This window comes from Methylotuvimicrobium alcaliphilum 20Z (genome assembly GCF_000968535.2).
Taxonomy (GTDB): Bacteria; Pseudomonadota; Gammaproteobacteria; order Methylococcales; family Methylomonadaceae; genus Methylotuvimicrobium; species Methylotuvimicrobium alcaliphilum.
The window spans coordinates 1,657,306-1,669,930 of record NC_016112.1 but is presented as its reverse complement, the minus strand read 5'-3'; the positions used below and the strand labels follow the sequence as shown (position 1 = coordinate 1,669,930).

Here is a 12,625-nt window from a genome sequence, read left to right as displayed (position 1 = left end):
ATTTTAATTTCCCGACAATACTAAGAAGCCTCGAAGGCCGCAACATGTTCGGCCCTTTAATCGTGAAAGGGCAAGCCTTTAAAAGACACTTATTATACAGAAATGCGATCCAATTTCATTTTTTATTGCTCAGGCTCGTTGCGCAGAAAAAACCGATATAAAACCGCCCCTGCAATAAAACCGCCTAAATGCGCCCACCAAGCCACATCAACCATCACACCATCAAACATGACCGAAGCCGTGGCTTTTTGCAATTGAAGAATGATCCAAAATCCCAAAAAAGCTATCGCCGGCACATGAAAAACCAATGGAAAAAATAAGATCGGTATAAGAACAATGACGCGCTCAAACGGATATAGAAAAAAATAAGCCCCCAATACGCCGGCGATGGCTCCCGATGCGCCAACGACCGGTATCGTTAAATAGGGGTCGAAATAAAACTGCAAGGCCTGAGCCGATAATCCGCAAACCACATAAAAAACCAAAAAGCGACCCTTGCCCATCAGGTCTTCGATATTATCGGCAAAAATCCACATAAACAACATGTTAGTAACTAAGTGCAACCAACCTCCATGTAAAAAAAGGCTGGTCAAAAACGATAAATAATAATCGGGGGGCAAACCGAAATGAGCTGCCCAAGCGGGGCTTGAATAACGCAACGGCACCATACCGAATAGATAAGTCAAACGGTATTTCAATTGATCGGGAATAATTTCCATCGCGATAAAGATCACGATACATAAAACCATTAAACTCCAAGAAACAATCGGCCTTGAATAACACGGAGCGGTATCTCTAATTGGAATCATGATCTTTCCGTTTATAGACAGCTTTTCTAAAATTTAAAAAAATATCGGCCATGCCGAGAAAAGCCATGCCGACGATCGCATATTGCGGCATAACAAACAATAATAAATACGGCGGCAGCAAATAATTTTTGCTGCGCTCGGAAACGTCAACCGTACAATGTAAAACCGCCATGCCATGGAAGAAAAACGGCATCATAAAAACCAATAACAAATCATAAAGCAAGGCTTCACTGAATAGCGCTGTCACGATCAACACGACACCCAAAACGCCCAAAGCATAAATGGGATATCTAACTCGGTAAAATTCCTCGGCGAATCCTCCAGGGTTGTATAAAGCCGCCTGCATCCAACGTCCGATCAACAACGATGAAGTCACTGCGAAACCGAACATCATCGCCACCAATCCATTCATCAACCGTAAAGTGCCGTCTGCCTCGAAACCTTGATAAGTAGCGCCTTTCACGCCTTCAACAGCCCCTTCCAACCAACTAGCCCACCATTGCGCTGCGTCACCCGACACCACTTGTATCGAAACCGCCAAGAGGGCCGCAAACACCGCCGCGACCATTATCGCCAAACTTTGCGATTGGGTAACACGCAATACTTTCGCCGAAGCCGCCAACGGCACCAACAAAAACAAAACCACCGGAGTCTCGAGACCCGGCCTACTTTCGACAAAAAGACTACTAACATAAACAACCAAAGCCGTACCGATCAAAACAATCAGCCAATAGCTATCCGAACGCGACAATACGCATAATGCGATGATGCCGCAACAAAACAGCGCCAACGGCAAAACAAATTGGGATAAAGCGCCCAATATACAAGCAGCGACCAAGGCCTGATACGGTCCCTGCATCACAAAATTCGCTAAAGCCCTCATAAATACCCATCCTCCTTAAAACCCAATCTTAAAGATAAAACCGGTATATTGAATTTGAAATTCCATACCCGGCGACTTTGCTGCTTAGCATATCAGCATGCTGAGAAAGATAAAATCAATGACGCTTCATTCAGACCTTATCGACACTTATAACTTTTATTCGAAGTTGCTTATATTTTAAACAAAACGTAACATTGCCGGATTTACCTTTACGGCGCTTCTGTTAAATCGGAAAACTGCCGGCTCAGCCCACTCATTCAAGGCTTTATGGAAACACAACCGGAACCAACGTCCTCTTTAACGTTCAGCCAATTCGAGCTTGATTCGCGCATCAAACAAGCCACGCAAGCCATGGGGTTCGATCACCCAACCGAAGTACAGGCTGCCGTCATACCTCTGGCCAACGAATCCAAAGATCTTTGGGTTTGCGCAAAAACCGGGAGCGGCAAAACTGCGGCCTTTCTGATACCCGCCTTGCAGCATCTACTGCAAAACTGCCCCGAGGACAGCGCGGCAAAAGTCTTGATACTAGCGCCGACACGGGAACTAGCCAAACAGACACATAAACAATGTCGACAACTGGCTGAATTCACTCCGATCAAGTCCGGTATGATTATCGGCGGTGAAGACTTCAAGAAACAATCCGCTTTATTTGCGAAAAGCACTGCCATCATCATCGCAACTCCAGGACGCCTAATCGAAGTCATCGAGGAAGGCTCCGCCGATTTCAGCCGACTCGACCTACTCATTCTCGATGAAGCCGACCGTATGCTCGACATGGGCTTCAAAAACGATTTACTGAAAATCGCAAGCGTTTGCAAGCCGGAACGCCAAACCCTGTTATTTTCCGCGACACTTAATCCGACGATCAAAGGCATTGCTCTCACACTTCTTAAAGAGCCGGAAAAAGTCTATCTCGATGGCATACAGGCAGAACATGAAGACATCGAACAGCAAATGTTGCTGGCCGACGATTTCGAACATAAGAAAAAATTATTGATCTGGCTACTAAGCCACGAAACATACGAAAAAGCCTTGGTCTTCACCAACACCAAAATCCATACCGATCAATTGCGCGGACCATTGAGAGGGCAAAAGCTGCGCGTAGGCTCGCTGCATGGCGACATGGACCAAAGCGAACGCAACAAAACCATGGGGTTTTTCCGAGACGGAACCATCGATATATTGGTCGCAACCGACGTTGCCGCGCGCGGTCTCGATATCGAAGGCGTGGACCTGGTCATTAATTTCGACTTAGCCCGTAACGGTAATGACTATCTGCACAGAATCGGCCGCACCGGTCGAGCCGGCCGACCGGGACTTGCAATCGCATTGATCAACTCTACCGAATGGAACGTCTTGGCGGGTATCGAACGCTATCTACAACAGCGACTGATCCGGCGCACGATCAAGGAATTGGAAGGCCGCTATAAAGGCCCCAAAAAGCTCAAAGCCTCGGGAAAAGCGGCAAGTAGTAAAAACAAAAAAGCAGAAACAAAGAAGAAAGCGTCCAAAATCAAAGATCGTCATCGTGACCGCAAAAAAATCGGTAAAAGACGCAAGCCAAGCGAACTGAAAACCAACGGTTAATCCTAATAAAAAGCATTTTGTCCACGAAATACACGAAAATCACGAAAATATTCAATAAGTTACACCCTCCAAGCTGCTCACCTAATGGGTGGCACAAGTGATTTTTGTAACTATATGATTACTTTCGTGTATTTCGTGATTTTAGGATTTGGTCGTAAATAACTTCCCTATTTTAGGCAGGGTTCGGTTGCCCGATATTCATTACGAAATCCTTAGTGTGCTGACTATACCTTTCGCGCTTCAAATTTCGGCAGTGCCTGAGGAGGCGCCGGGGTGTGCGGCAAAGGCTTTGCCAGCATGGAGCTGGCATAGAGCCTACAGGGATGTATTCACCCAGCACCTAAATTCCATAGCCCATTGGTTATGGTTAATTGTTTTAGATAATTTAGGTGCTGGGTTCACGGCGTCCTTTGACGGACGCCCCGGCGCCGAATTTTGACCTGCGATGGATATATCGAATTTAGGTTAATCTCAAACTTTCAAGCGTTCGACAACTCGTCCATTCTGCAAATGTTCCTCGATAATCTCATCGATATCGGCTTGATTTTCATAACGATACCAAACAGCATCGGGATAGACGACCATTACCGGACCCTCCTTGCAACGATCCAGACAACCGGCATTGTTGATGCGACATTTACCGGGCCCGCTCATTTTTAGCTTTTTCAATTGCGTTTTCGCATAATCTCGAAAAAACTGAGCATCATGATCCTGGCAGCAGGCCGCGCCATTCTCGCGCTGATTGGTACAGAAAAAAACATGGTGTTTATAGTAATTCATCTCACTAACTTAAAAATTGTCTAATTTCTGGTTCCCACGGTCCTCCGTAGGAACCTATACCTTGGCTGCCGAGGCGAAATTATATACCTTTCGCACTTCAAATTTCGGCAGTGCCAGAGGAGGCGCGCCTGGGTGTCCGATAAAGGCTTTGCCAGCATGGAGCTGACATAGAGCCTTGTATGATTAATTTAAATGAATTTTAGCCAGGAAATACTTTAAGCTTTACCGAGTTCATTGGGAGGCCGCTTGAGCCTGAGGACTGGATTAAACCAGAGCCTGTCATGTAGATTGGCCCCCGCCCTATTCACCTATACCGCGGAGTATCTGAGGCTTAGAGCCTGCATTCACAAGGATGGTAGGTGCATACGCAGGGTCGGGAACCAATGACTAGTTTACTTTCCTTATCACAGAATAACAATTAAACATGGCAGATCAACAAATTAACAGCGCTTCACTTGACACACAAACCCGTATCTTCGCTGGCGTCGATGTAGGATCTAAAGAACTGGTTTTGGTGGTGCGCAAAAATGGCAAACCTTTCAATCCGCAGAAGTTCTCCAATACCCCAGCTGATCATGCCCGGATGGCCAAGAAACTGAACAAATTGTCCGGCATTATCGTGTGTATGGAAGCCACCGGCAGTTATCATTTCGATTTAGCCGTTGCGCTCCATGATGCCGGCGTCAAGGTAATGGTCATCAATCCCAAGGTCTCTCATAACTTTGCTAAAGTGTTGATGAACAATAGTAAAACAGATGATGTGGACGCGAATACTCTGGCGGTGTATGCCGAACGGATGGATTTTGCGCCTTGGTCCCGTCCTTCGAATGAAAAGATCGCTTTACGTTGTTTCTCACGCCGTATTAATGCACTAACCGATCAAAAAACAGCAGCAAAGAATCAATTGCATGCCTTAAGCGCAACAGTTGAAACACCCAAAGCCGTGCTAAAAGATGCACAAGCAGCCATCGATCAATTAGATAAGCGTATCGATCAGTTAACGGCTGGCGCCTTGGCATTGATCGAAAAACATCCGGAACTCAGTCGAGCATTAGTTTTGTTCACGAGCATTAAGGGTATTGCCAATACCAGTGCGATTGCCCTCATGGGAGAACTACTGATTTTGCCTGCGGATATGTCGCACCGTGAGTGGGTCAAGTTTGCGGGGCTCGATCCAAGAGCTTTTGATTCCGGCACGAGTGTCCACAAAAAAACGCGTATATCCAAGGCCGGTAACAGCCAGATTCGCGCCGCCCTGTATATGCCTGTCTGGAGCGCTGTGCAGCATGATCGCCATATTAAGGCGTATTACCAACATCTCCTGGATATGGGTAAATTACCGTTGCAAGCCTGTTGTGCGGTCATGCGTAAATTGTTACATGCGATTCACGGCATGCTCAAGCATGATAAACCATTCGATAACACGCGTTTTTATGCAATTCCGTCAATCGCTGAATAGCAGAAAAATGCCTATTTTTAACTTGATTTTAAACAGAGTATCTACATGGACGTATTCACGGCGTCCTTTAGCGGACACCCAGGCGCCGAATTTTGAGCTACGACGGGTATACATTCCCACGTTGGAGCGATGGGAACGAAAACCAACTTTACTTCAATCGCCATCTGCAGTGCCGTCATCGACAAAATCCCGACTATCGACATCTTGCGAATCGGACCTCCTTTCAATATCCAATTCTTGGATGGCGCCATCGGCGCCTATCAAAACCGAACTTGCCAAGCCCCGAAATATACCGTGCTCGATAACGCCCGGCATGGCGTTGAGCGCATCGTCGAGATCAGCGATATCAATCGTGGCATCGAAAACGGTATCGAGCACTAAGCTTCCGTAGGACGTCATCACCAAGCCGTCTTCATTTGCAGTCCGTCGTAGTGTCGGCCTGCCTCCCAGTTTTTCCAAACTGTCTTTAACCATTCGCCAGGCAAATGGCATAACCTCGACTGGAACAGGAAATCGCTCGCCGATTCGGCCGACCAACTTGCTTTTATCGATCAGAACGACGAACCGGTCGGCCGCCTTCGCCAACAATTTTTCTCGTACTAAATCGTAGCCCCGGCCTTTGAGCAGCGTCTTATCGAGGGTAACTTCATCGGCGCCATCGACATAAAGATCGATTCGCTCGGTTTGCTCAATCGACTGTAGGGGTAACCCCATTTCGCCAGCCTTGATCGCGCTGACAACCGAACTGGCAATCACGATCACTTTCAATCCTTCATCTTTATGGAGGCGAGACAACTCTTTAATAAAACAGTCGGCCGTGGAACCGGTTCCGAGTCCGACACGCATCCCGTCTTTAACCAGCTTTGCAGCATGGACTGCCACCAATTCTTTATCATTCATTGCGACTCCTAGAAAGACTTCTTTCGTAAATCAAGTTTCGATATAAGTGAAGAGTGATTACAACTATTGACCACCCGCCATCAACTTATAAGCCCCCCCTCCGATAACTACCAGTGCAACCAAAGCCCAGCCCAGACGATCCATATATTCGCGTAGTTTCGCTTCCAGTTTTTCGCCACCTGCCGAGATTAGCAACGACACCAAAAAAAACCTCGCGCCGCGCCCGACTGTCGATGCCAGCACGAACGGTAAAAACACCATACTCATCACGCCGGCCGCTATCGTGAATACTTTGTAAGGTATCGGCGAAAAACCGGCCACCAAGACTGCCCAGAACCCCCAATCGGTAAACCATTGCCGGGCCAATAGAAAGCCCTCCCAATAATGCGTGGTTTTTAACCAAGGCTCAAGCTGGTCGAACATAAAAAAACCGATCGCATAACCCAAGATGCCTCCCAAGACCGAAAATACCGTGGTCCATAGCGCAAATTGGAAAGCGTGTTGAGGACGACCGAGTGCCATCGGCGCCAACATGACATCGGGCGGAATCGGAAAAAAAGACGATTCGGCAAAGCTCAAAGCGCAAAGATACTTCAAGGCATGCCGATGCCGGGACCACAATAGCGTCTTATCGTATAGCGTTTGAAACATACTTACTCCCTGCCCGACAAAAACGGCACGAAATTAACAGACTCTAGGATTTCGACTTCGAATCCTGATGCGTTTCGCGTAACCCGTTGTAGCTCCTGTCCGCCGGCATGACCGATCGGAATCACCATCACTCCGCCGACAGCCAGTTGCCGAAGCAACATTTCGGGAATTTCGGGCGGCGCCGCCGTTACTAAAATGCCATCGTACGGGGCATGATCCGGCCATCCCCAGCCGCCATCGCTGTGCAAATAGCTGATGTTTTTATGTTTCAAACTCCATACCAAATTTTTGGCTTTCTTCTGCAGCGGTTGAATCCTTTCGACCGTGTAAACGTAATCGACCACTTGCGACAATACCGCCGTCTGATAGCCGCAACCGGTGCCGATTTCCAAGACCTTGGCAAGCGGACCGGATGCCAAAAGCAACTCGGTCATTTTAGCGACGATATACGGTTGCGATATCGTCTGGTTATAACCGATCGGCAAAGCGGTATCTTCGTAGGCCCGACTAGCGAGCGCTTCATCTACGAACAAATGACGCGGCGTATTACGCATCGCATCGAGAATTTTATGATTATTGACCCCCTGTTCCTTCAATCGCCCCACCATGCGCTCCCGGGTTCGCATGGAAGTCATGCCTATTCCTTTTACATTAAGCATCATCATTATTATATTTCTCCTAAGGCAACCAATTTTCTAAAGCGCCTATACGTTCATAGCGTGTCAAATCGACTTGCAAGGGGCTCACCGAAACATAACCCGATTTAATCGCGTAAAAGTCGGTTCCTGGCCCCGCATCTTGCTCGACTCCTGGCGGCCCAACCCAGTAAATAGGTCTTTCTCGAGGATCGACACTTTTGACCACCGGTTCGGCTTTATGGCGTTGCCCCAAACGTGTCGACTGAAAGCCTTTAAGCTTGCTAAAAGGAATATCGGGTACATTGACATTCAAAATACTATCTTGAGGCAAAGGCTCTTCTATCAATCTTTGTAGTAATATAACCGCAACTTGCGCCGCCGTATCGAAATACCTCGGATTATTGCCGGCCAACGAAATCGCCACAGCCGGCAGGCCTAAAAACCGGCCTTCGGTCGCCGCCGCCACGGTGCCGGAATAGAGTACGTCATCGCCCAAATTAGAACCGTGATTGATTCCGGCAAATACCATATCAGGCTCTTGCGCCAACAAACCGGTGATCGCCAAATGAACGCAATCGGTCGGCGTGCCGTCTACTCTAATAAAACCGTTAGAGGCTTGATAAGCTCTGAGCGGTCTTTCCAGAGTCAGCGAATTACTGGCCGCGCTGCGGTTTCGGTCCGGCGCCACAACCGAAATTTCGGCATGAGCGCTTAATGCATCCGCCAATGCATTCAGGCCTTCAGCCAGATAGCCGTCATCATTGCTCAACAAAATATGCATTTTAAGTCGCCCCGCGCGCAAATAGTTTATAAAATCCCTAATATTAACAACTTATCGTATTTAAATCAGCTAACGTGAGAAAAAAAAACCTAACACAAGAAGATCGGGATCTGTTTCGCCAAGCAGCCGGGAAAGTCATATCGATAGACAGCGACAAACTGCACCTGAGCACCACACCTAAACCCAAACCCATACCCGCTAAACGTTCAGTTGATAATGCTCAATCGCTTGACGAATCAATATTGGTCACTGAATTGCTAAGTCTCGAGGATAGCCTGAGCTTTTTAAGCCCCGGCTTACAAAAAAATGTTTTGCGAAAAATGCGCAAAGGGCATTACGGACTCGATGCCGAAATCGACTTACACGGCCTGAGTAGCCACGAGGCAAAAAAGCAATTATTACGCTTTCTGCATAGCTGTGTAGAGGAAGGTTTCCGTTGCGTCTGTATCGTACATGGCAAGGGCTATCGCTCACCGGATAACCTACCGATTTTGAAAAACAGCCTCAATTTATGGCTTCGCCAACACCGCGACGTACAGGCCTTTTGTTCCGCGCCGCACAGAAAAGGCGGCACGGGGGCGGTTTTTGTTCTGCTGCGCTTAACGGATAAATACGACGAACAAAACGATACCGAGCGCTAAACGATACCAAACGAAAGGAATCATGCCGATCCGATTCAGCAATTTCAAAAACCAACCGATTGTCAGGTAAGCAACGACACAGGAAACCGCCGCCCCGATCGCCATAAAGGCCCACATGACTTCGATATCGGACTTGAACAATTCAAAAGCCTTTAGCATACCGGCCAAGGCAATGACCGGAATCGACAATAGAAACGAAAAACGCGCGGCTTGCTCGCGCTGTAATCCCGAAAACAAGCCGGCCGTGATCGTGATACCCGCACGGGAAGTACCGGGAATCAATGCAATCGCCTGAAATACGCCGACCAGCAAAGCATCGAATAAAGTCACGACAGTCCGGCGCTCTTTAGCGAACTTTTCCGAAGCCCACAGCAACATCGCGAAAACAATGGTCGAAGTCGCAATCACCAGAGGCGATCTCAAAGACTCTTCAAGCGAGTGAGGCATCGATAAGCCCGCGAGACCAACCGGAATCGTGCCTAATACCACATACCAGGCCAAACGGGAATCGTCCGAAGCCCCTTTGCCGGTGAACGAACCGAACCATGCCGCAATAATCGTCAATAAGTCTTTGCGATAATAGGCTACAACAGCCGTTAAGGTACCGACATGCACCGCGACATCGAATGCGAGCCCCTGATCCTCCCAACCCAAAATGACCGGCAACAAAATCAAATGTGCGGAACTCGAAATCGGTAAGAATTCAGTCAGCCCCTGCAACAAGGCCAACGAGATGGCTTGAATAATATCCATGATTTAACTCTCTATTATTTCTCGAAGTAAAGCGGTCGCATAGCTACCCGCCGGTAAGGTGAATTTTAGTTGCAATCGGCCCCGCGAGATAAAGCGCCACTCTAAATCGGTCAAACTCATTCTAAGCGCCCTGCGTGCGCTTTCCAGGCCGCAGTCGAACAAACCGCGAACCATAAAATCGAAACGTTCGATCACGGCTGATTCGATAGCCCAGGCCTCACCGGTTGCTTCGGAAGCCCCCTGCCCGCAAAGGACTGCGCTCGGATGAATTTCGCATGCGTCGATCCGCATAGAAATGGTCGGATCGATTTGGTCGACTTTAAAAAACCCTCGGGATCCTTCAACAATGAATACATCGCCATCGACCGGTTTATTCCAACTCTCCAGCCTGATTCTTTCAGCCAAAATATGATTGAACAAAAACGAACGTGCTGCCGATAGGTAAATACCGCGTTGTTCACGCTTAACCTTAGCGCCTTCGAATAGAGCCAAAGCTTTATTAACATTCTGCCCGAGATTTCCGAAGCGCTGCTCGCCGAAATAATTCGGTACACCGCAGGTCTTAATCCGACTCAACTGATCTTCAAGCCGCTTTTCGTCACCTTGCCAATCTCTAATCAATAGTTCGAAACGATTACCGGATAATATGCCGCGTTTCAATTTACGAGCATGACGTATTGACCGATGAACTGTAATCGTTTCCGATTCGAAATCGGACCATTGCGGTGCTTCCTTGCCCGGTAACCATACACTGAACCATTGCGTCGTAACGGCATGACGATCCTTCAAGCCGGCATATCCGATATCGCGCTGCCTAACGCCGGCAAAACGCGCCAGTTGTCTCGCCACAAACTCGGTATTTTCACCTTTTTTCTCAATGAGCAGAAAAACATGCTCGCCTTCGCCTGAGGGTTCGAACGACAGCATTTCATTGACGATGAAGTCCTCGGGCTCCGCCCGGATCTTTCCGGTTCCGGATGGGCCTCCGTAGGCATGGGGCCACTGTGGTATTTCAATGTTTTTCAAGGCTAGGAAGAATCAGTTGGTTTAACTATTGAGACTTGGATGGTGTCGATCAAGCTGGTTCTTGCCGATATACACCTATCGCTATTCAAATTTCGGCAGTGCCTTAGGAGGCAACAGGGTCATAAGCGCCAACTTAAAGGAAGGAGCCCGTCATTCCGCCAGGGATTGGCGGAATCAAGGGCCACGGATGGAAATGCTTAGCACCACATCCACGTATACCCCTCGTAAATCAAAATTCGGCACTGGGGTGCCCGTCAAAGGACGCCGTGAATACGTCCCTGTAGGCTCTATGCCAGCTCCATGTTGGCAATTTTTGAATATAAAGGCAGCACGATGGGTATATCCAAGGTAATTGCGACAATCATCTGGTCTTCAGATAACAATCTATCATCCTCAATCCAGCTCCATCAGCGTTACTCTACCTTTCGATCAATACGGCCGCCTGGACGGCAATGCCTTCTCCGCGGCCTTCAAAACCGAGCTTTTCGGTCGTGGTCGCCTTGACATTGATGCAGTCGAGTTCGACATTCAAATCTTCGGCTATATTACGGCACATTGCCTCAATATGCGGCGCCATTTTCGGCGCTTGGGCAATAATCGTGATATCGGCATTGACGAGAAAATAGCCTTTATTTTGCACGATCCGATAAACATGGCGAAGCAATACGCGGCTATCGGCTCCTTTGAAACTCGGATCGGTATCGGGAAAATGCTTGCCGATATCGCCCAAGGCCGCCGCGCCCAACAAGGCATCGGACAGTGCATGCAAAACGACATCGCCGTCCGAATGCGCGTCGAGGCCTTTCTCGTATGGAATCTTCACGCCGCCCAGAATGACGTCGCCGCCTTCCTTGAAACGATGCACATCGTAACCTTGACCGACTCTGATCATTGTTGTTGCTCCAAATAAAATTGCGCTAAGGGTAAGTCTTCCGGACGGGTGATCTTGATATTATCGGAACGTCCTTCGACGATCTTAGGTTGCAAACCAAGCAATTCGAGCGCGCTGGCTTCGTCGGTCACCGCCGGATTTCCGACCGACGCCTCGAGCGCCTGTTTCAACCGGCCGTAACGAAACATCTGCGGCGTCAACGCGCGCCAAATATGCGTTCTGTCGAGAGTTCCCAAGATCGAATCGCCATCGACATTCTTCAGCGTGTCGTGCGACGACAGCGCAAGGATGCCACCGACCTCGTCGTTTTGTAACGTGTCGATCAATAAGCGGATATCGGCGGCAGTAATGCAGGGTCTGGCCGCGTCATGAACCAGCACCCAGTGGTTTTCCCGTGCACGATCCTCGATTGCGCGCAGCGCCGACAACACCGAATCGGCGCGTTCCTTGCCGCCCGGCGCGGTGAACACTCGGCTGTCTTGCGAAATCGTTAGTTCCGGCCAATAGGGGTCTTCGACCGAAATCGCCACAGAAACGGCGGCAAAGACATCGGCCTGCAGCAAACGCGTCAGCGTGTGCTCCAAGACGGTCTTGCCCAATAACGGGAGATATTGCTTGGGACGATCGGCCTGCATGCGTTTACCGACTCCCGCCGCCGGCACCACCGCCCAAATGGATCGAGTATTTGTCATCGATAAGGAATGTGTTTTAAATGACCTGGACAGCCGTAAAAAGCGGAACACGGCAATAGCTGAAGCTATTGCACTCCTCGCCAAAATTCGAAGCGCCGTAGGCCGAGTTGAGCGTCAGTGAAACCCGGTG

At 48.7% G+C, this 12,625-nt stretch carries 14 protein-coding genes; 3 read left to right on the top strand and 11 right to left on the bottom strand.

All coding sequences use genetic code 11. The annotated features are described in order from the left end of the window. Window positions 1–122: 122 nt before the first annotated feature. Together MEALZ_RS07215 and MEALZ_RS07210 are read right to left on the bottom strand one after the other, a co-directional pair. Complete coding sequence (locus MEALZ_RS07215) at window positions 123–809, bottom strand: rhomboid family intramembrane serine protease (protein ID WP_014147959.1); 687 nt, start codon at window positions 807–809, stop codon at window positions 123–125. Next, window positions 796–1,692, bottom strand: a complete 897-nt coding sequence (locus MEALZ_RS07210) for a hypothetical protein (RefSeq protein WP_014147958.1) — start codon at window positions 1,690–1,692, stop codon at window positions 796–798. The genes MEALZ_RS07215 and MEALZ_RS07210 overlap by 14 nt, the downstream gene beginning before the upstream one ends. A 267-nt stretch (window positions 1,693–1,959) precedes the next feature. Between MEALZ_RS07210 and MEALZ_RS07205 the strand changes: the two genes are divergently transcribed. Next, a complete protein-coding gene (locus MEALZ_RS07205) occupies window positions 1,960–3,282 on the top strand; it encodes a DEAD/DEAH box helicase (RefSeq protein WP_014147957.1) in 1,323 nt (440 codons plus the stop codon). Between the two features lie 471 nt (window positions 3,283–3,753). Here MEALZ_RS07205 and MEALZ_RS07200 read toward each other — a convergent pair whose 3' ends face one another. Next, complete coding sequence (locus MEALZ_RS07200; RefSeq protein ID WP_014147956.1) at window positions 3,754–4,062, bottom strand: (2Fe-2S) ferredoxin domain-containing protein; 309 nt, start codon at window positions 4,060–4,062, stop codon at window positions 3,754–3,756. 424 nt (window positions 4,063–4,486) lie between these two features. Between MEALZ_RS07200 and MEALZ_RS07195 the strand changes: the two genes are divergently transcribed. Then, a complete protein-coding gene (locus MEALZ_RS07195) occupies window positions 4,487–5,521 on the top strand; it encodes an IS110 family RNA-guided transposase (protein WP_014146682.1) in 1,035 nt (344 codons plus the stop codon). A gap of 153 nt (window positions 5,522–5,674) precedes the next feature. On the opposite strand, the gene rpiA is transcribed toward MEALZ_RS07195, so the two are convergent. The 4 genes from rpiA to surE all read right to left on the bottom strand — a co-directional run bounded on the left by rpiA (window position 5,675) and on the right by surE (window position 8,491). Continuing rightward, on the bottom strand, window positions 5,675–6,421 hold the full coding sequence (gene rpiA, locus MEALZ_RS07190; RefSeq protein ID WP_014147955.1) for a ribose-5-phosphate isomerase RpiA: 747 nt from the start codon (window positions 6,419–6,421) through the stop codon (window positions 5,675–5,677). Window positions 6,422–6,484: 63 nt separating this feature from the next. Continuing rightward, window positions 6,485–7,072 (bottom strand): YqaA family protein, encoded by a 588-nt coding sequence (locus tag MEALZ_RS07185; RefSeq protein ID WP_014147954.1) that lies wholly within the window; start codon window positions 7,070–7,072, stop codon window positions 6,485–6,487. A gap of 2 nt (window positions 7,073–7,074) precedes the next feature. Further along, entirely contained in the window at window positions 7,075–7,734 is a 660-nt protein-coding gene (locus MEALZ_RS07180) for a protein-L-isoaspartate(D-aspartate) O-methyltransferase (protein ID WP_046061430.1), read from the bottom strand. A gap of 16 nt (window positions 7,735–7,750) precedes the next feature. Continuing rightward, entirely contained in the window at window positions 7,751–8,491 is a 741-nt protein-coding gene (surE, locus tag MEALZ_RS07175; RefSeq protein WP_014147952.1) for a 5'/3'-nucleotidase SurE, read from the bottom strand. A gap of 74 nt (window positions 8,492–8,565) precedes the next feature. On the opposite strand from surE, the gene MEALZ_RS07170 reads away from it, so the two are divergent. Beyond that, window positions 8,566–9,132, top strand: coding sequence for a Smr/MutS family protein (locus MEALZ_RS07170; protein ID WP_014147951.1), 567 nt, complete (start codon window positions 8,566–8,568; stop codon window positions 9,130–9,132). On the opposite strand, the gene MEALZ_RS07165 is transcribed toward MEALZ_RS07170, so the two are convergent. The 4 genes from MEALZ_RS07165 to ispD all read right to left on the bottom strand — a co-directional run bounded on the left by MEALZ_RS07165 (window position 9,091) and on the right by ispD (window position 12,495). Next, window positions 9,091–9,885 carry an undecaprenyl-diphosphate phosphatase gene (locus MEALZ_RS07165; RefSeq protein WP_014147950.1) on the bottom strand — a complete coding sequence of 265 codons (795 nt, stop codon included), beginning with the start codon at window positions 9,883–9,885 and terminating at the stop codon, window positions 9,091–9,093. The genes MEALZ_RS07170 and MEALZ_RS07165 overlap by 42 nt on opposite strands. Before the next feature lie 3 nt (window positions 9,886–9,888). Next, window positions 9,889–10,911, bottom strand: a complete 1,023-nt coding sequence (gene truD / locus MEALZ_RS07160; RefSeq protein ID WP_014147949.1) for a tRNA pseudouridine(13) synthase TruD — start codon at window positions 10,909–10,911, stop codon at window positions 9,889–9,891. 418 nt (window positions 10,912–11,329) lie between these two features. Then, window positions 11,330–11,803 (bottom strand): 2-C-methyl-D-erythritol 2,4-cyclodiphosphate synthase, encoded by a 474-nt coding sequence (gene ispF, locus MEALZ_RS07155; protein ID WP_014147948.1) that lies wholly within the window; start codon window positions 11,801–11,803, stop codon window positions 11,330–11,332. After that, window positions 11,800–12,495 carry a 2-C-methyl-D-erythritol 4-phosphate cytidylyltransferase gene (ispD, locus tag MEALZ_RS07150; protein ID WP_014147947.1) on the bottom strand — a complete coding sequence of 232 codons (696 nt, stop codon included), beginning with the start codon at window positions 12,493–12,495 and terminating at the stop codon, window positions 11,800–11,802. The genes ispF and ispD overlap by 4 nt, the downstream gene beginning before the upstream one ends. Window positions 12,496–12,625 lie beyond the last annotated feature (130 nt).